The 21,003-nt window shown below is 47.2% G+C and carries 10 protein-coding genes; 7 read left to right on the top strand and 3 right to left on the bottom strand.

Going from position 1 to position 21,003, the window contains the following annotated elements; genetic code table 11:
• Window positions 1-51 precede the first annotated feature (51 nt).
• The 3 genes from C825_RS01405 to C825_RS01395 form a co-directional block, all read right to left on the bottom strand.
• Window positions 52-1,806, bottom strand: coding sequence for a hypothetical protein (locus C825_RS01405; RefSeq protein ID WP_010801110.1), 1,755 nt, complete (start codon window positions 1,804-1,806; stop codon window positions 52-54).
• Window positions 1,807-1,843: 37 nt separating this feature from the next.
• Window positions 1,844-4,015, bottom strand: a complete 2,172-nt coding sequence (locus tag C825_RS01400) for a right-handed parallel beta-helix repeat-containing protein (RefSeq protein ID WP_010801109.1) — start codon at window positions 4,013-4,015, stop codon at window positions 1,844-1,846.
• 281 nt (window positions 4,016-4,296) lie between these two features.
• A complete protein-coding gene (locus C825_RS01395; RefSeq protein ID WP_010801108.1) occupies window positions 4,297-8,367 on the bottom strand; it encodes a hybrid sensor histidine kinase/response regulator transcription factor in 4,071 nt (1,356 codons plus the stop codon).
• A gap of 268 nt (window positions 8,368-8,635) precedes the next feature.
• Between C825_RS01395 and C825_RS01390 the strand changes: the two genes are divergently transcribed.
• The 7 genes from C825_RS01390 (at window position 8,636) to C825_RS01360 (ending at window position 20,880) form a co-directional block, all read left to right on the top strand.
• A complete protein-coding gene (locus C825_RS01390; protein WP_010801107.1) occupies window positions 8,636-10,354 on the top strand; it encodes a glycoside hydrolase family 3 protein in 1,719 nt (572 codons plus the stop codon).
• Between the two features lie 2 nt (window positions 10,355-10,356).
• Entirely contained in the window at window positions 10,357-11,631 is a 1,275-nt protein-coding gene (locus C825_RS01385) for an SGNH/GDSL hydrolase family protein (RefSeq protein ID WP_010801106.1), read from the top strand.
• A 219-nt stretch (window positions 11,632-11,850) separates the two neighbouring features.
• Window positions 11,851-14,988 (top strand): SusC/RagA family TonB-linked outer membrane protein, encoded by a 3,138-nt coding sequence (locus C825_RS01380; RefSeq protein WP_010801105.1) that lies wholly within the window; start codon window positions 11,851-11,853, stop codon window positions 14,986-14,988.
• 15 nt (window positions 14,989-15,003) lie between these two features.
• Complete coding sequence (locus C825_RS01375) at window positions 15,004-16,500, top strand: RagB/SusD family nutrient uptake outer membrane protein (RefSeq protein WP_010801104.1); 1,497 nt, start codon at window positions 15,004-15,006, stop codon at window positions 16,498-16,500.
• Between the two features lie 82 nt (window positions 16,501-16,582).
• Window positions 16,583-18,364, top strand: coding sequence for a DUF8769 domain-containing protein (locus tag C825_RS01370; protein WP_010801103.1), 1,782 nt, complete (start codon window positions 16,583-16,585; stop codon window positions 18,362-18,364).
• Between the two features lie 21 nt (window positions 18,365-18,385).
• Entirely contained in the window at window positions 18,386-19,555 is a 1,170-nt protein-coding gene (locus C825_RS01365) for a glycoside hydrolase family 88/105 protein (protein WP_010801102.1), read from the top strand.
• 65 nt (window positions 19,556-19,620) lie between these two features.
• Window positions 19,621-20,880 carry a DUF4861 domain-containing protein gene (locus C825_RS01360; protein ID WP_010801101.1) on the top strand — a complete coding sequence of 420 codons (1,260 nt, stop codon included), beginning with the start codon at window positions 19,621-19,623 and terminating at the stop codon, window positions 20,878-20,880.
• The last annotated feature ends 123 nt before the right edge of the window (window positions 20,881-21,003 follow it).

The raw sequence follows: 21,003 nt of genomic DNA, 5'->3' as shown, positions 1-21,003 counted from the left end.
AATATTCAATTCTCAAGGACGAAAGAATGACTTTTTGGACAGTCCCTTTTTTTATAAGTTCCTGTATTTGTCGACGGTTTTCTTTATTCCATTTTCATCGTGATAAGCAGGAGGCAAGCTGAAGTTGAAACCATACGGCAGGTAAAGTGTCGCACAGTCCGCTTTCGTTTCTTTCAGCTTCCGGTAATCTTTCCATAGCTTGTCATATCTTTTTATCGCTTTTCTGATCAATGGCTTGTTGAAATGGCCTGTCATCTCTCCTTCATAACCTTTTAGCAAAATGATCCATCCTTGTTCGTAAATGGAATACAGCAGCAGACCGTATCGGGAAGATGTCCGGATATAATCGGCAACCGGTTTGTCTCCGCTCCCAATCGCTCCTGCAATTGCGTTGATCTGTTCCCATATCTTTACACTTTCGGCTTTCTCGGCAAGGACGGCATCCACCAGCTTCTTTTCGACAATCTGCCTGAAATCCTTCTCCAGTTCCTTTTCTCCCCCGATGAACTGGTCGCGTGTCCACCAGACATTGATGGGCTGTACCAGGGAAGCACGTCCCCTGACGATCGCGTCTGCCGATAGCAGGCATATCCGGTGGAAACGTTCTATATCTTCTCCTTGGAAGCCTTTTGACGCGGCATACCGAGCGAAAATCTCTTTCTCGTCCAGTTCCGGATGATTCGCCCACTCCGCCAGAACGAATGTATTGACATCACACCATAGCTCGTTGCTGATATAAGGTCCGACCCATCCGCCGCCGCGTGACCAGGTCCAGATACCGGCATAATTGGGCGTTTCCTTTAACTGACGGAGGCTATGGATGACCGTATCTTTCTTCAGTTCCTCGAATCCGTTGATCAGTCCGTCGGCTATATAGTTGGGATAAGCACCTTTCCCTTCGTATTCCCGCTGGCATTGTATCTCTACCACCTGCTTATGCTGCCCGATTCCCAGCGTCGGATTGAATTTATAAGTGCGGTGATAATCGCCCTGTACATACTTGATGCAGAAATAAAGGTTCGGGTGGATGGGGACGTAATCGGTTACGTTTAGGTAATATTCGGGATTGGTATGGAAGTAGCCGAAGTCCCAGGTACGATAGAACAGCTTCTTATTATATTTTACACAAACCTCGTCGCGCAGCAGGTTGATCAGGTCGCGGTGTATCTTTTCTCCTCCGTCGCTTTTGTACGAGAAGTTATGGTCCCACGATTTCTCGTCGCGGGGTATAGGATTGTTGCCGGTATGGTAAGGGATATTGTGCAGATAAGTTTCGCCAACACGGATCACCAGCCCGTCGAGGGTTGGGAACCGGTCGAATATCTCTCGTAACATGATACGGTGTATCTCCTGTGTCTTCGGACGCCTGAAGTCTACCCGTCCGGCGGCATCACAGATTTCGTCTTTGTATATCTCCACCAGTTTTTGGGGAAGGACGATGATGTCGGTGAAATAGTAGGCTTTCAGATGGTGCTTATGTATCTCTTCGATTTTCCGGTCGATGCGCGTTGCCAGCGAGTCGACCCACTTTCTTTCCGGAGAGCCTGCCGGGAAGATCGCCGGATTCAGCGACTCGTAGGTGACGGCACAATGTACCGACTGGAACTCGTTAATGACTTGCGCGTTGAAATGGTAGTCCGCCAGCGTGGACGGGGCGTTGAATTGGGTTTTCGTAAAAGCCTCGCCCGGGTTATGATGGACCATATCCATGATGACTGTGGGTGAAGTCTCTTTCTGCCTGTTTTGGGAGAACAATCCCTGTACTCCCGCCAGAAACAGGAGGGTACATGCTAATATCTTCTTCATAAATACTTGAATATATATCTATTAATAACTTATTTCTTTAGAAGTGCCGGTTGGTGGTCTGTTGGTCTTTCAGCGAATCGAATCCGGCTTCCTGCTTCCCAATCGAATCCAGTAATTGCTTTCTGTCGGGTAACACCGTCCGGTAGTGATCGGTATACAAGCCACATTTCTTCAGTTCGTACCGTTCGTCTGGCTGCACTTCGGGTATTCGTTTCAAGTCCTTGTGTAAGATCACTCCATCGAAGTCCGGTGCTGGAAGTTGTAAGCAGTTGTTTTTTCCTATCCTTGAATATCTGAAATCATCTTCTTGGCCTTCTTTCCGGACGCCCTCCTTGCAGTCGATGAAAATGTTATCGCTTATTTCGTTTTCCTGGGGGAGTTCCAGATGAGGACATTCCAGGAAAGTGCTGATTCCGGGAAAGCGGTTGTCCCAGGTTCCTTCCGGTATCCTGAAGAGACGGAACAGGTCGGCAAAGTCCGGGTTACCGGCATTATAATTGCGTTGTTTGCCTCGTGCGTCGATGCTGATGCCGGCTGTAGTACAACCGGCATAGAGATTGTGGCTGATGTAATTATAATGTCCGCCACCGATAATCGTGCCGACCAGAGCGCGATATACGACATTGTTGTAGATCGAATCGCCCGCATGTCCGTCGTCCCCGTAGATGGCATTTGCCCGGGGGATATGGTGGATGAAATTATTCCGTACCACATTCCCTCTTGAAGTCCAGTCCCAGCGGGCATAGAACGCTCCGACATCACCAGTCTTCCGGGCAATATCGAACACCTCGTTGTATTCGAGGACGTTCAGGTTTCCTCCATAAATGAAAGCGGCATGGGGAGCATTGTGGACGAGGTTATGGGAAACCTTTATCCCGACCGCATTCCCTTCGTGAATTCCTATCCCGGTTTCATAGAAGCCGACTTTTACCGCAGGGGCATAACTCTGCTGTATCTCTCCGAAGCGGGTGAAATAATTATTGTCGATGCTATGACCGCAGGTTTGCAGGGATGGGCGGTCACCGCCCGACACCTCGATACAGGTCCGCCCGATATGGCTGAAATCGGAGCTTTGTACCCGGTGTTCCTTTCCTCCGGTTATGGATACTGCGTTTCCCAGGATATTCCGGAAACTGCATCCGGCAATGAGATTCTTCTCCCCTTCCGCGATGCGGATGCCATCTCCCAGATGGTTTTTCAGTACGATGCCTTCCAGTTTCAGCTCTTTCATTCCGATGATATCGAGCAAGGTTCCCGGATGTGAAACCAAGCTCAGTAGCCTTTCATCGAAAGATTCGGGGGGCAGGAAATAGATTTTATGGGAAGTGAAGTCGACACACCATTCTCCGGGCCGGTCGATCTCTTCGATCAGGTTCTCCACATAATAGTTCTCTTTTCCCGAGCCGGAAGGACGGTCGTATTTCGAGCCGATGCCTCCGAATATACCGACATCTTTCCCATTTTCCGTTTCGATGCCTACCGCCTGTGTCACGATACAGCGGACGGTGTCGATTTCCTGTATCTTTACGGTCCATGCCTGCCATGGGATCCTCCAGTAGCCGGTGAACCATATACCCGATGGAAGTGCTTCCGTCCAAGCGCCGTGGCGGGGATCGTCGTATTCAAAGATACCCCCTCTCTTTGCGTTCCCGAAGTTGTCGAGAACCTTTTTCATATACAGATATCCTTCGTTGGGATAACGGGAAAGCGGTAACAGTTCTTCCTGATAGATCAGTTGCGGGAAATTCTCCCGGGCTTTGAACCGTTCGGGGAAAGTTTCCACCCGGATGCCGAGTGCTTCCAGGTCGATCTCCCGGATACGGTCTGCCGCTTCTTTCCTTACCCGTTTTCTGATCCGGTCGTCGGTCACCGGTTTCAGGTATCCTGCCAGCGGTTTGTCGAGACGAAGGACGGCTTTATGTAAGTTGAGGGCTTTAATGGTCAGTTCTTTGACCGGACAGGTGTTGCCAGACAGCCGGATACCTTCGGACAGGAAATGATCGCCGTCGAGTAAAATCAGTTCGGCACTTTCTTCTTTCCCGGCAGATAAAGCAGACAGAGCTTCCTCAATCGTAGAGAACGGAGCCTGTACGGAGCCGTCGGGCACCGCTGTCCGGGGTAAAGGCGATATGTAAACCTTTCTTCCTTTTGCCGGAAGGGTTGCCAGGGAAAGGTAGGCGAACAGTATTGTCAGATAAAATATCTTCATGCTGATAAATGGAATGAATTAAGTTGTTGTTTGTTTGATACGAGGCAAAAGTACGTGACAAAAGGGGGAGGATAGTAGGACTGGTCGTTCAAAATGTATGACAATGGTTACATAAAGCCGGTTTTATAAGAGTTTTGTTACTTTGATGTAACTTTTTTGATACGGTATCCCTTTCGTCAGAAGATACCGTGATGCTATCCTTTGGACTTAGTTATTTGCATGCAGAGGCTTACTGTTCCCGAAGAAACCTGCCGGCCCTCGTAAGGCTGGCAGGTATGGGTTTATCTGTAGTTCCGGGCATATTCGGAAGGAGAGATATTATAGTTTGCTTTAAAGCATTTTCCAAAGTAGGAAACTTCGTTGAAACCGCATTTGTAAGAGACTTCGGTGACTGTATCGTCGGTGGTGGACAATAGCTCCGCAGCCTTTTTTAGACGGATATCCAGGATCAGCTTGCTCGGCGAAGAGCCGGTGACAGCCTTGATCTTACGGTAAAGCTGTACGCGACTCATGCCGATATCGTCGCTGAACTTGTCGATAGACAACTCTGTATTGTCTAGGTTGCTGTGGATATAATCGAGAACCTTTGCCATGAACTTGTCTTCCGTAGAAACTGTTTCCGTCGGGAAATTTCCGGTTACGATCTTTTGGGCATACAGTTCTCTCAGCTTTTGGCGGTTGGCAAGGAGATTGGCTATCCTGACCTTGAGCAGTTCGGGGTTGAATGGCTTCATGATGTAATCGTCGGCAAGCGAATCGTAGCCCTCCTTGATCTGTGACAGGGTAACCCGGGCTGTCAGCAGTATGATCGGGATATGCGAGGTGACGATATTGCTTTTCACCTTCTGGCAGAACTCGATGCCGTTCATCCGAGGTGTCATGATGTCGCTGATGATCAGGTCCGGCATCTCTTTGGTCACAACTTCGCAACCTTCCATGCAGTCTTCGGTGGCAGTAATATTGTAGTCGTTGCACAGCATGTCGCAAAGGTAGTTCCTCACGTCCGCATTGTCCTCGATGACCACCAGGTGGTAACGTTTCCGAGGGGCAGGAATTTTGTTTTCTTCCACCGGCGAGTCGTCGAGAACAACCTGCGGTTTGTCGTAGGCATGCTCTACCTTGATCGCCTTGTTCTTCGATAATAGTTCATCTTCCTTTAGGAATTCCCTGCCCAGAGGGATGACAAACGAGAAGCGGGTCCCTTTATTTTCTTCACTGGTCACCCAGATGTGGCCGTGGTGGAGTTCTATGATGCTCTTTGTCAGGCTTAACCCGATACCGGTCCCGTAGGCACTGGTATAGTCGTTCTCCCCCGCCTGGAAGAATGCTTCGAATACTTTCGGAAGCATTTCCTGCGGGATGCCTTTGCCGGAATCTTCGACGGTGACGAGTAATAACTTCGGATTATTGCCGACGGGTTGGTAATCTTTCAGCTCCTCTGTGTGTACTATTTCCTCTTCTCCGATTTCTTTGGCGCTGATGATGACGTATCCTCCTTTGGGTGTGTGCTTGAAGGCGTTCGACAAGAGATTGAAGAATACTTTTTCCAGTAGGATATAATCGAACCATATCTTTGCTTCCCGCCCCGTGTTGTTATATTCCAGCAGGATATTCTTCTTATCAGCCAGCGGGCGGAAAGATAAGAGCATCTCGTTGACGAAATCGTCCAGTTTGTACTGTCCTGCCTTTAGATGCATCTTTCCCGCTTCCAGTTTCCGGAAATCCATCAGGCGGTTAACCAGCCAAAGCAGGCGCTGGGCGTTCTTGTTGATCAGTTCGAGCGGGCGTTTCAGTTCGGGGGACAGGTTTGTCTTGCTCAGCAGTTCGTCCAGCGGGGCGATGATTAGCGTGAGCGGTGTCCGTAGTTCATGCGAGAAGTTGGTGAACATCTGCACGCCTATCCGGTGGCTTGTCTCAATGTTGGTCTTTTCGATCTGCTTGATCCTCAGGTCCATCTTCAGCCTTTCTTCTCTTGTCTTATAACGGATAAAGAGGATGATGATCGCAATGAAGACGGCTAGGTAGAAGAGATAAGCATACCAGGTCTTCCAAAAAGGAGGGAAAACTTTGATATGCAGGGAAGCTCCTACGTTGTTCCAGATACCGTCGTTGTTGCGGGCCTTGACCCTGAAGATGTAATCGCCGGGGGGGATATTGGTGTAGTTCACGCTCCGTTCGTTACCGATGTAGGTCCAGTTCTTGTCGAAGCCCTCCAGAATATAGGCAAACGAGTTGCTTTCGGGGTAGACATAGTTGAGGGCGGAATAACGGATGGTGAACGAAGTCTGGTCGTATTTCAGTTCTATTCGGTCGTTTTGCGGTTCTATCCAGGTGCGGGTTGCTTTTTCTCCGAAGTTATCCGCCCAGATAAGCACTTTCGAGATGATGACGCGGGGGATCCGTGTGTTCACCCTCAGCTGTGTGGGGTCGAAAGAGAGGAACAAGTTGTTTCCTCCCACATAGAATAGGTTATCGCCCGAACGCAGGCAGGAGTGCAGGTTTGTTTCCTGCAGCGAGTAGCCGTTGTTATATCCCCAGTTGTCGAACGATTCCTTTTTCGGGTTGAAACGGGAGATGCCTTTCAGGGTGGTGATCCAGAGATATCCTTTCTCGTCTTCCATGATACTGCTGATCGCATCGTTGTCGAGTCCCGCTTTCCGGTCGAATGTGCGGAAAGTCTCTTTGATACGGTCGTACAGAGCTAGTCCGCCGCCGAAAGTACCTATCCACAGATTCCCTTTCTTGTCTTTGTAAATGCAGGTGACGTGGTTGCTGTTGAGGCAGTCGGGCGATTCTTTATCGTTCCTGAAATGGTCCAGTTTCTGCGTCTGCACGTTGTAACGGTACAGTCCTTCGGCGCGGGTGCCCATCCATATATATTCGGATTCGGCATATATATCCTGTACGTTTATCAGGGAGACATCCTTGTTCCGCCCTTTGACGGGGAAGCTGGCCGCCAGGGTGTTCTTTTCCATATCGTATAAAAGGATCGGGTTGTCTACACCCAGTGCGATCCAATACATGCCGTCTTCAGTCCGGGTGATACGTCTGACCTGGTTGTAGGGGAAGTCTGGTATCTCTTTTACGATCTGCCTTTTCTCCATGTCGTACAGGTATAATCCGCAGTAGTAGATGCTGATCCAAAGATATTTATCACCCTCTTTCTGGATGTATTTGATCTCCCGGTTGGTTTTCGAGTTGGGTATTTGGAAATGGCAATATTCGTATGTCCCGGCTTCCCGGTCGTAGACGATCAGTCCGCCGTCGGTGCCCATCCACAGGTCGCCTTTGTATTCGACGATGGAGTTGATGTTCCCGATATTTTTCTGTAGGTACTTTGCCGGGTAATACGGGATGAAGAAGTTGCTGTAAGGCGTGTACAAGTTGACACCGCCGCCATAAGTGCCGATCCAGATGTTCTCGGACAGGTCCTTATACAGGGAGATAATGGTGTTTTCGCTTAGACCGCCTACATCTTCGCTGCGGAAGCAGTTGATCAGTTTGTTTTTACTTTGGTCGTACACCAATAGTCCATTGCGGGTTGCCAGCATCAGATTGTCCTCCTCAGTTTCTACGATGTAGTTAACCTGTTCGTTGTTGAATGTGATACCGTCCGTCCACGACAAGTCAGCCTGTATAAGTCTTCCCGTTTCTTCTTCGAAGTACTTGAGGCCGGAGCTCCACATGCCGACCCATAATTTGTTGTTCGAATCTTCGAAGAGGAAGAACAGCTTTTCATCGTTGTCGAAGTGGAACTTCTTTGTTTTCATCGACTCCGGTTCGAGAATACAGAGTGTGTTGTTCACCAGGTAACAGATGTTCCCGTTCTTCCGTTGCATCAGCCAGAAGATGGAACCTTCATCCGATATCCGTTCGAAATCATCTGTTTCGGAGTTGTAGAGATCGAGTCCACTGATCGTTCCGACCCACAATCTTTTCCGTTTGTCACATAAGATATGTTTGATACAGTTGTCGGAGAGACTGTTTCCGCCCCCTTCTTCTTTATAATACTGGTAGAAACGTTTGGTATTGGTGTCGTACCGGGTCAGCCCTTTATGCGAACCGATCCAGAGCACGCCGTTCTCTACTTCCGTGATGGTGGTCACGTCGCTGCTGGTAAGTGAGTTTTCCGAGCCGTCGGCACGGTAGACTTCAAATTCGGTTCCGTCGAAACGGTTCAGGCCGTCACGGGTACAGAACCAGATGTAGCCTTTGCTGTCTTCCAACGTCCTGATGACCGTGTTCTGCGATAGGCCGTCTTTTACGGTATAATTCTTGAACAAGGCGGTCTTTTCTTGTGCATATAGTTGGATGAAGGGTAACAGGATAAGTAGAGTAATGATGGTTTTCATTCTTATTTCTGATTAAAGTAACACGCCAAATATATAGGTATTTATTTAGAGTAACGGATTTCTGAATGTTAATATACAGTGTCGGAAGGTACTTTTTTTACTTTTTTCAGTTCCCCTGTAACGTAGTTCCCAATGATGTAACATCTGTCATATAGAAGTAACGATGTTCTTAACTTATGAATCCAGTGTGTAAGGCCGTTCCGTTGTAAAGGAGATACATTTGCCTCGTAGAATAATCAACAGAATCTAATATCGAAAATAGTTTATCATGAAAATCCGAATCATTTGTTTATTCAGTCTGGTATATGTAGCTTCCGCCTTTTCGCAACCGAAAGATACTGCCTGGAAACAGTTGAGCCTGCGGGAAAAGATCGGGCAGACCATGCTGATGCTTCCCGACAGGAAACTGGAACTGGAGCTGGGGAACGGTTCGCTGGAAGCTTATTTCAAACGGTATCCGGTGAGCGGTTACTTTATGGGTTGGAAGTTGTTTACCGGAATACCCGATGCCGACCGGGTGGAGTATGTCAGAAAATCGGTCGAAGAATACCAGCAGGCTTCCTATATGCCGCTGATCTTCCAGCAAGATTACGAGATGGGTGTCGGTATGCAGGGAATGACCCCTTTTCCGAAGGAGATGGCACTCGGAGCTACTGATTCGGAAGAGATGGCATATAACTATGGTAAGAGCGTTGGATTGGAATGCCGTTCATTGGGGATCTCCTGGGTACTTCATCCTGTAGCCGACCTGAACCTGAACCCCTTGAACCCTATCGCCAATACAAGAAGTATCTCGGACGACCCCGACAAGGCGATCCGTCTGCTTTCCCGTCAGATAAAAGGCTTACAGGATAACGGTGTGGCGGCAACGATCAAGCATTTTCCCGGCGACGGTGTGGACTACCGCGACCAGCATCTGATGACTACCTGTAATTCCTTATCCCGCGAGAAGTGGGACGAGTATCATGGAAAGGTTTTTAAAGCATTGATAGATAGCGGTGTCGCCTGTATCATGCCGGGGCATATCACTTTACCTTGTTACCAGAAGGAAAAGATGAATGGTCATTATCTACCAGCGACCTTGTCCGAAGAGTTATTGACCGGCCTGCTGAAGAAAGAAATGAATTTCCAGGGAGTCATTGTCTCCGATGCCATGACGATGGCCGGTTTCCGGGGATGGTATGAAGACCGGCTGGAAGGTGAAATACAGAGTTTCCTGGCAGGAGTGGATATCTTGTTATGGCCCTCTTATCAATACATGGATACGCTGGAGGCACGCATTACCCGGGGAGAGATCCCGATGGAAAGGCTGGATGATGCCGTCGGCCGTGTGTGGGCGATGAAGGAGCGTTTCGGATTATTGTCGCCTGACCGGAAATTGTTGCGTGCCTTAACGGCTGACGAACAGAAAGATATAAAAAAGGCTTCCCGGGAGATTACGGAATCTTCCATAACATTGGTCAGGGATATCGATAAAAAGTTACCTTTATCACCGGAAAAGGATAAGAAAATATTGCTGGTTGCCGTAACTCCTGTTGCGAAAAAAGGGAATGATCGGGATTATACGCGTTTACTGAATCTGAAGGAAGAGTTTGTCAGAAAGGGATTCGATGTCGATTTTCAGCGGAACATATTATATGAGAATCAGGGATGGGAAGACCAGTCGACCGAAAAGTACGATCGGGTTATTTTCCTTGTGGCACGTAATACGCATACTCCTTTCGGCCCGTTGCAGTTATGGGATGATGAAGCACAATCGGTTTGGGCGGCCAATGCGATGGATAAAAAGAAGATCATTGTCATTTCATTGGGAAGCCCCTATGTAGGGACTGAGTATTTTGAACGCGTAACGACCTATATCAATACGTATTCGAACGATGCTTCCACACATCAGGCGTTGCTGAAAGTGCTGACGGGTGAACTACCGTTCCGGGGAGTTTCACCGGTCAGTCTGAATCCCCCGTTGTTTAACTTTAATGATAGATAAAGATGAGAAACCGCATATTACCATTGATCTGTATATTTTTTTTGGGAGGGTTGCTCTTTTGCAATCCGGCAAAAGGTATTAATCCGGACGGTTTGCAGTCCCGCGGAGGACTTCCTGCTTTCTTTGCAAAGATCAGGGAGAAGCAGGAAGTGACGGTTGTCTTTCTGGGTGGAAGTATTACGAACCATCGGGGTTACAGGGTGCAGATCACGGAGTGGATGGAACGGAACTATCCGGAGATAAAGATCCATGCCGTGAATGCCGGTATCGGGGGAACCGGTTCCGACCTGGGTGTTTTCCGGACCGATGAAGATGTGCTCCTCCACGATCCTGACCTAGTGTTCGTCGAGTTTGCAGTGAACGATTCGAAAACCGATTCGTTGCTGATCTGCAATTCGATGGAAGGGATTGTCCGTAAGATCAAACAGCAGGATCCGGCAACGGATATCTGCTTTCTGTATACCCTCAATATCGGGATGCTGGATGATCTGAAAGCAGGGAAGACTTACCGTTCGGTCCGTTTTATGGAAAACGTCGCCGGGCACTACGGCATCCCATCTGTCAACTTCGCTTATGATGTGATGGACTTACTGAATAAAGATCAATTAGTTTTTAAGGGAGAGAAAGATAAAAGTTATCCGGGGAAGGTTGTTTTTACGAACGACGGTACGCACCCCACTTTCGATGGCGGTCATGTGATCTATACCCGGACACTGGCCGCGGCACTGACGGAATTAGGAAAGCAACAAGCCGGTTCTGCTGCTTTCCGTATGCCTGCCCCTTTGTATCCGACTCATTATGAACAGGCAAAGATGTATTCTGTAGATGAATTCGTCCGAACGGGAGGTTGGCAGCCTGTAACGAAAGATGATAAGGTGTACCAATATTTTCAGGGAGACTCGGGTAAGCTGCCTGTTTTATTGAGTTCCGCCGATCCGGAAGATTCCATCGTGGTACGGTTTAAAGGTATCCGTGCCGGGCTTTTTGATGTGATCGGACCTTCTTCCGGAGGTATTTCCGTACAGACGGACGGGGAAGGATCGCAGTATATACGCCGATTCGATGTGTATTGCGGTAATACAAACCGTACTTCCTACCACCTGTTCGATACGCTTGACAATGGGATGCATACCGTTATAATCAAGCCTGACAGCCGGTGGTTCGATAAAAAGGAAATTTATTCTTCACGACCGTCCAGTGTGAAAGAATTATCCTATTTCGATGAGTTCAATACTTATATAGGAAAGATCCTTGTCGTTGGAGAGGTGGTCAGATGACCGCGTATGTATTACTGGGATATGAAAGGAGATCGACGAATAGTATAATTGATTAAAAAACGAGTGCCTATGAAGATATGCTGAGTACAGAGAAGGAACCGGATACGTTGTTTTCCGGGATGGTTCAAATGTCTTATGTATTTGAGATAACCTGAATTTATTACTAACTAATCATTAATTTATTGTATGGATTTTATCATAAAAAACACGCATTGCAATATGAGAAAACTGTCGTGGCGGTTTAAAAGCCGTAAAATAATGAGTTGTGTCCTTCTTCTTCTTTTGTTGGGGACACTACAGGCAATGGCACAACAAAAGATTACGGGAGTTGTGAAAGATGTATCGGGCGAAACGATCGCCGGAGCAAATGTGATGGTCAAAGGTACTACTACGGGAACAATGACTGATCTGGACGGACAATTCACATTGGATGCTTCGCCGAATGCCGTTTTGCAGGTATCGTTTATCGGCTATGTATCTGAAGATGTCAAGTTGGAAGGGAAAACCTCTGTTATCGTTATTCTGTCGGAAGATACACAGGCTTTGGACGAGGTGGTCGTAGTCGGTTATGGATCGGTGAAGCGGCAGAACCTGACCAGCTCCGTATCCAAGATCACGGACGAAGCTGTGAAAGACAGGGCAATCACAACGCTGGGAGAAGCTTTTCAGGGACAGTTGGCGGGTGTCCGTTCTTCTGCTTCCGGCGGTGGTGTTCCGGGGGAAGAACTGGTGATCCGTATCCGTGGTATGAATACGATCAACGGGGATAGCAGTCCATTATATGTTATTGACGGCGTTCCCCGTGACAACATGAGTGATCTTAACCCGACGGATATCGCTTCTATTCAGATATTGAAAGATGCTTCCGCTACTTCTATCTATGGTTCAAGGGGAGCGAACGGGGTGGTCCTGATCGAAACAAAGCAGGGACAAGGTAAACCGACGATCACATTCGATGCCTATTATGGCGTTTCTACTCCGGAGAAGAAACTGGATGTGATGTCCGGTGAAGAATGGGTAGCGTGGAATATGTTCCGCAGAAACCTGAATCACCTGCGTGCAGGCGGCTCCATGAGCGACCCGATGTCGGCAAGAAGTGCAGGGAATCAGATCCCTTCCTCCTGGGCGTCTACTACGGAATTTACCGACTGGCAGGATGCGGTCATGCATACGGCTCCGATCCAGAGCTACCAGGCTTCTGCTTCTGCCAAAGGCGATATCGGGAGTATCTATTTCTCTGCCGGTTATATGAACCAGGAAGGTATTGTAAAGTATTCTTACTATGAAAGACTGAATGCCCGCCTGAATGCGATGATGAATATCACGAAGAAATTACGGACTGGGGTGAATGTTTCCATTTCGCATTCTGACCGTGACGGTGCAGATTCAAATGGAGGTAGCAACGGTAAAGGAAAGGAATCGTCTTTGCACCATGCTCTTATGCTTACTCCGTTAATGAAACTGACGGAAGGTACCCGCGACTGGGGATTCCCCGAGAATATAGGGACAACTTATCCGAATCCGGTAGAACAGTTGAAGTACACGACCGATAATACTAAATTCATGCGTGTGGCCGCATCTGTTTGGGGAGAATATGATATTCTTGACGGGTTGACCTTCAAAACCCAGTACAGTTATAATTATGACGGTAAAACGTATGAGTTCTTCCAGCCGGGTAACGTGACTTATTCCAATGGGAATGTGACCAGGGGGAACAGTAACTCTTCAAATACCCGTAACTGGGTTTTCCAGAATACATTGTCTTACGATAAATCGTTCAAGGATCATAACCTGAGTGTTTTGCTGGGACAAAGTGCGGAAGAGAAAAATTATTATATAATATCTGCTGCTGCCAGCGGATGGCCGTATGAGTCGATCGAAACATTAAATGTGGCGACGACGCCTACTACAGCGACAACGCAGCGTACTGCTTATACTACCGCTTCCTTCTTCGGGCGTGCTAGCTATGATTATAAGGAAAAGTATCTGTTGACAGTCAGTGCCCGTTATGACGGTTCCTCCCGTTTCGGCTCAAACAAGAAATGGGGGGTGTTCCCTTCTTTCTCTGCCGGCTGGAAAATCAATGAAGAGTCTTTTATGGAGAGCCTCGACTGGATTTCCTTATTGAAACTGAGAGCTGCCTGGGGTATGTCGGGTAACGACCGTATCGGCGATTATACCTATATGGCACTCTTGGGAAGCTACAATACTTCCTGGGGAGATAAGGTCTCTTCGGGTGTTGCCCCGAGCAGGATCGCTAATGAAGACCTGCAATGGGAATCGACGAAGACACTGGACTTCGGCCTTGATTTCTCCGCCCTGAAAAACCGTATACAGTTTAATTTCGACTATTATATCAATACCACGGACAACCTGTTGTTCAGTGTTCCCATCCCTTATACGACTGGTTTCTCCTCTTATACGGCGAATGTCGGTTCTATCAGGAACAAAGGTTGGGAGTTGGATATTACTTCTCATAATATTGTTGGGAAATTTGACTGGTCGACTTCTCTCAACTTCTCCCGCAACCGCAACGAAGTATTGGATATGGGTGAGATTGACCAGTTCACTTCTACTTCCTGGGATGCCCAGTTCATTACGAAAGTAGGAGGACCTGTATCCCAGTTCTATTGCTACAGGACAGATGGTATCCTGTTGCCTTCCGATTTCGATGCCAATGGCAAAGCGTTGGTTCCGATCCTTGCCGGTCAGGAAGTGGGTAACGTGAAGTATGTAGACCAGGATAAGGACGGTCAGATCACTTCTGCCGACTATGTTCCTTATGGCAATAACCTGCCGGACGTGGTATTCGGTTTGACGAACCGTTTCTCCTGGAATAATTTCGACCTGAGCATCTTGTTACAGGGACAGATCGGCGGTGATGTCCTCTTCCTGGGATCCCGCCAGTATGACAATGGCGGTGCCAATGTGAACGGTTTGAGAAGATGGCTTCGTTCTTATAAGCCGGACTATCTGGCATTATACGGCAGCAATGAAAATCCGATGCCTGTCGATTACCTGTCGCAACATGGTATCGATCTGTCATGGGATGGGGAAACTCCTAATCCGGTGGGTAAGAATGACAATAATGACGACCGCCGTATTTATGATGCCACTTATCTGAGGATAAAGAATATAACATTCGGTTATACAATTCCTAAGCAGGTGTTGAAAAATACTATCCTGAGTAATCTGAGATGTTATGTTTCCCTGGATAATTTGAAAACGTTCGACAGTTATCCGGGGTATACGCCGGAAACGAACAGTTTCGGAAATGCTACTACGATGATGGGACTGGATTACAGTACTTATCCGTTGAGCAAAAGGGTTATTTTTGGTGTGAGTGTCGTATTTTAATTAAAAATAAAGGATATGAAACAGTATAAGAAAAGTCTATATAAGTATTTTATTCTGCTGGCGATGGGTGGTTGTACACTATTGACGGGATGTAATGATTTTCTGACCACGATCCCGGAATCATCCTATAGTGCGGCAGGTTCCTACCAGTCACAGTCGGATTTCGACTATGCAATAGCAGCGGTTTATGCAGCTCAGCAGGAGCTTTACAAAACGAATGACTGCTGGTATCGTTTAATGATCGCCCGGAGTGACGATACCCGGAATGGGGCCGGCTATACTTTTGGAGTAGACCAGTTTACCGATTCGGACGATATCAGCTACTTGTCTTCCGCCTGGCAGAAGTTGTGGACGATCATTTCCCGTAGCAATATGATCCTGGATAAGATAGATGCCGTCGATTTTCCGGATGCTAACCTGAAAAATGCCATCAAAGGGGAAGCCTATACGTTACGTGCCTGGTCCTATTATACGTTGGGATGGATGTTCGGTGGTATGCCCTTGATCGATAAGGAGATGTCGGTGTCAGAAATTAAGACGATCGCCCGCTCTACACAGGAGCAGACATTTGAGTTTGCAGCAGACGATTATAAGAATGCGATTGGCTTGTTACCGGATTCATGGAGCGGCTCTAACCTGGGCCGGATCACGAAGTATGCGGCAGAAGGTGGCTTAGCACGTTTGTATATGTTCCAGTCCAGGTTCTCGGATGCTAAACCTTATCTTGCCGATATTATCAATTCCGGTTTGTATGCAATGGAAGAAGAGTATGTGAACTGCTTTACCGATTCGCACGATAATGGAAAAGAACGGGTTTGGGAAGTACAGTTCACCGGAAACCTGACTGGGGAAGGACAGACTTTTACCACCGGCCTGTTACCGGAAGGATATAAAGAAGGGGTATTGATGCCTTTTGCCGGTTATTCAACGGCCATGTATGTCTCGAAAGATATGGTGGCAGCCTATGAGGAGGGCGATCTGCGTAAAGATGTCTCTATCGTGACGAATTTGGTGATCAACGGAGTGGTTGAATCGAAATATCACTATATCCTGAAATATATCCATTATGATGCGTATACGCCGCAGACACAATCGGACTGGGCGAACAATCTGCCGGTTATCCGCTATACGGATGTGAAAATGATGTATGCCGAATGTTTGAATGAAGAAGGATATGCTGCCAACGGAGAGGCATTCAGGATTTTGAATGAAGTACGCGGCAGGGCAGGACTTCCCGCTTTGACGTCGGCTACGGTACCTGACCAGGATGCTTTTCGGAAAGCAATCATGCAGGAACGCCGCGTAGAGTTTGCATTCGAAGGTCTACGTTGGAATGATCTGGTTCGCTGGGGAATTGCACAGGAGGTCATAAACAAACATTTCCTCGATGAAGACGAAGGTGGCGGACGTTATTCTATGGATGGTGAATACCGGGAGATCTTTGCAATACCTTTTGATGAATTGTCACGGTATAACAATAAAAATATCATGTGGCAGAATCCGGGTTATTGATTCTCTGACTGAATAAAAGGAACCGTTCTCCATATAGAGAGCGGTTGCCTTTCTTTTTTACTAATACTTAAATTGGCGACTTATGAACCGAATATATGTTTCCTTATGTTTCCTGTTGGCAGGACTGATTGGCTGGTCTTGCAGTAACGGCGGTCAATATAATGACGGTTATATCAAATATGAACCGGTAACCGTCTCTGATTTCGACAGACAGATATTATTGAAGAATATTGCTGAGATGGATAAAAGGTATGATCTGGAAGGCAGGATGATTACGAAGGTAATCAAAGACTGGAACTACCATACTGATGCTATGAACGGAACTTTTCATGAGGTACGCGCTTCCTTTTATTATGCTGTCTCTTTGCTGGACTGCGGAATGAAGGAGTACGAACAGCGTGCTTTCGATGTAATAGACAAAACGATCTCTTTGCAGGATACCGATCCGAATTCTCCGTCCTGTGGTATATGGCCTTACTATGAAGAAGAGCCGTTGGCAACAAAGAAATCGCCGATCGATTATAACTGGGCTGATTTCAACGCTGTCTCTTTGCTGGATATTTATATGGGGCATAAAGACAAGCTACCTGCCGCCCTGTTGAAAAAGGTAGAGAATGCCTTGGTACTGGCTGCTAAATCCGTACAGAAAAGAAACTGTGGTCCCGGCTATACGAATATAGCGATCATGGGAACCTATGTGACCTATGTCACTTCTCATCTTTTTGATATGCCTGAAATGCAGGAGTATGCCAATGAACGGTTGAAGAAGTTCTATGAGTATACGCAGGAGAAAGGTGGCTTTTCCGAATATAACAGTCCGACTTATTCGATCGTGGCTATCGACGAACTGAACCGTATGCAACGCCATATCGTCGAGCCGGAAGCTAAACGGATGATTGATGAATTATATGTGAAATGCTGGGAAATGATAGCACGCCATTACCATAAAAAGTCGGCTCAGTGGGCAGGCCCGCATAGCCGTTCATACCGGACACTGGTGTCGACATCCTATTATGGCATATTGAAAGAGGCTTCCGAAGGTAAAGTAAACCTGGGATATGACCCGGAAAGAGTAGATGTGAAGACTAAACATCATATACCGGAAAACTTACTGTCTTATTTTCTGACTCCTGACTATCCGCGTACGGAGACAGATATCTTTGAAAAGGAAGAACCGCAGATTGTCGGGACGGCTTATCTGACGGATAACTATGTCCTATCTTCTGTTTCGAGATCGAGCATGTGGAACCAACGCCGTCCGTTGACTGCTTACTGGGGCGAATTGAATATGGCTCACTATTTACAGGTCCGCCTGCTTCATGATATGTATGATTTCAGTACGGCTTCTGTCTTTACCCGGCAGAAGGAGAATAAGGTGTTGGCTGTCATTAACTTTGGAACAAATGGCGGTGATAAACATATCAGTATCGACAGGATACGGGACGGGAAGTTCAAAGCGAAAGACCTTCGTCTGCGTTTTGAGTTCGGTAGTTGTAAAGATTTGGATGTCAGTCTGCCGGTCAGGGAGAATGTGGCTTTTACAGCAGAAGCATCCGGGTGTAAGACTGCTATTCGCTTGCTGGAAGCTCGTTTTGATCATCTGAAAGGATACTGGGAAAAAGGGGGTGACGGAGAGAACAGTTGGGTGGATTATGTGATCTATTCCGGTAATGAGAAAGATTTTGATCTGACTCAGGTAGCACAGGCTATTTATGCATTTGCATTGTCATTTGGAAATCAGTCGGATGAACTGTCGGTCGACGGAGCCGATGCTGTTATTTCAGATAATGTGTTGAACGCTTCCTGGGGGGATTTGTCTGTTCAGGCTCCGGTGAAACCCGGTAAGAATCCGGCTAATTTGTAAAATATGATAAACAGGAAATATATGAGACAAATTCTATGTTTGCTTCTGGTTCTGCTGATAGGAGGGAAAGACGGCGCTCATTCTCTCCCATTGGAAGTAAAGCCGCTGGCGGACCAGGTAAACGGCCAGGTCAGGGAAGTACCGGATGAGAGCCTTGACCCGGCGAGTTTTCCTGAAGGTTTTACTCCGAGAGAGATCGGGGCGAAGCTTGGCAGGCATTTTATACCGGGAGAACATTTTCTGCACGGAGGAAAGTGGATACATTATGCGGAAGTTTGTACCTGGTTGGGGGCTTTGAAGTATGCGCAGATCGCCGGCGATAACGAATTGACAGGAATGCTGGAGAAACGTTTTGAGCCTTTGTTTAATGAGGAGAAAGCTTACTTGCCGGTCAAGAACCATGTCGATCTGAACATGTTCGGCTGTCTGCCCCTGGAGTTTTACCGGGTAACTAAAGAGCAGAAATATTATGATCTGGGGATGCCTTATGCCGATACGCAGTGGGAGTTGCCGACAGATGCCACACCGGAAGAAAAGAGGAATGCAGAGAAAGGTTTCTCCTGGCAGACACGTCTTTGGATCGATGATATGTTCATGATCACGATCGTGCAGAGCCAGGCATACCGGGTAACCGGAGAGAAGAAATATATTGACCGTGCTGCCCGTGAAATGGTCTATTACCTGGATGAGTTACAACGATCGAATGGCTTGTTTTATCATGCTCCCGACGTCCCCTTCTTTTGGGCAAGAGGGAACGGTTGGATGGCTGCGGGCATGGCGGAGCTGTTAAAGGCATTGCCTGAGAATAATCGGGACCGGGATCGGATACTGGAAGGTTATCGTAAAATGATGGATAGTTTGAAAGCTTACCAGGGAAAGGACGGCATGTGGAATCAGTTGATAGATCAATCGGATTGCTGGCCTGAGACATCCGGTTCGGCGATGTTTGCTTATGCGATTATCACCGGTGTAAAACAGGGATGGCTGGATAAGAAAGAATATGCTCCGGTTGCACGCAGGGCCTGGTTGGCACTGGTTCCTTATATTAATGAAGAGGGAGATGTTCGTGAGGTTTGTGTAGGAACGAATAAGAAAAATGACAAACAGTATTATTATGATCGTCCGCGTATTGCGGGGGATTATCACGGGCAGGCCCCTTATCTTTGGTGTGCTACGGCACTTATGGAATAAATCGGTCTGGGTGTACCGGACAGGCTGGAAGGTACATCCGGGTTTTCTTAAAAAGAGCTATGTATATGAAATCGGGATTCAGTAAGTTCGGTCATTGGTTGTGTTTTATTGTTTTTGTTCAGTTACCGGCCGGGCTTTTTGCTGCCGGGATTGTGCGGCAGATAGAAATTGTAAATGACTGGGAAATCCATAAACAGGATGAACCGGTTGTGGTCGGTTTGAAAGATATTGACATTGATTTTGATGTCCGGTCGGTAAGGGTGTGGGATGGTGAGCGGGAAATCGCTTCCCAACTGGATGATCTGGATGGGAACGGGCTAGCGGATGAACTGGCTTTTGTAGCAGATATACCGCCTCGCTCCCGAAAGGAGTTCAGAATCGAATTCTTCTCTATTGATAAGCCAAATGATTATACGTCCCGTGTTTATGCAGAAATGTTGATCAGTGACCCTAAAGGAAAACATATACCGGTCCGGTCGCTGACGGTCCCTGCTTCCAGTTATGTCTATGATCATCTGCATCATCATGGTCCTGCTTTCGAATCGGAGTTGGTTGCTTATCGTATTTATTTCGATAAGAAACAGACGGTAGATATTTACGGAAAGTTCACAAAACGGTTGGAGATTGAGAAAAGCCAGTTTTATCCGACAGATGAGCAGCTTGCCCAAGGCTATGGGGATGATGTCCTGCTTGTCGGGAATAGTTGCGGACTAGGTACGTTGAAAGGTTGGGATGGAGTGCAGGCTACTCATATAGAGAATGCGGAAGCCTTTAGTGAAACGATATGTGCCTATGGTCCGATCCGGACGGTGGTAGATGTTCGTTCTCATCGCTGGAAATACCAGGGTTCCGATTTGCAGATGACGATCCGTTATATTTTGTATGCAGGACATCGCGATTGTGAAGTGCAGGTTTATTTTAGTGAACCGTTGAAAAAGGAGGTGTTTAGTACAGGACTTCTGAAAATGAAGGATTCCCGGTCTTATTCCGATCATAAGGGAACGCTGGCTTGTTGGGGAACAGACTGGCCTGTAGGCGATACGGTTAAATACGCTAAGGAAACGGTAGGGTTAGCCATTTCTCTTCCTGACGATTTGATCCGGCAGGAAACTGAAGATCGATACAATGACTTGTATATTATACAGGCGGAAGGGAGGTGTTCATTTAGTTATCATATCGTTTTCACTTCTATGAAGGAGTCTTTTGGTTATAAAGATGCGGATGCCTGGTTTGAATATGTCAGGCAATGGACTGAAGGTTTAAAGAAAAAATGCCATGTGAAGATCTGGAAAAATAGCATCGACAATAAATATGAAGGGGATTAGGACTGCATACCAGTCCTGATTCCTTTCACATGTGTATATGGGTACCGTCGGAATAGTAGTGTAAAAGGAGTTGAAACAGTTATTCTGCCAATAAAAAGTAAATGATAATAAGTTTTACATAAG

Source organism: Parabacteroides sp. ASF519 (assembly GCF_000364265.2).
Classification (GTDB): domain Bacteria; phylum Bacteroidota; class Bacteroidia; order Bacteroidales; family Tannerellaceae; genus Parabacteroides; species Parabacteroides goldsteinii.
The sequence above is the reverse complement of the archived record's forward strand: the minus strand, read 5'-3'. Positions and strand labels throughout refer to the sequence as shown.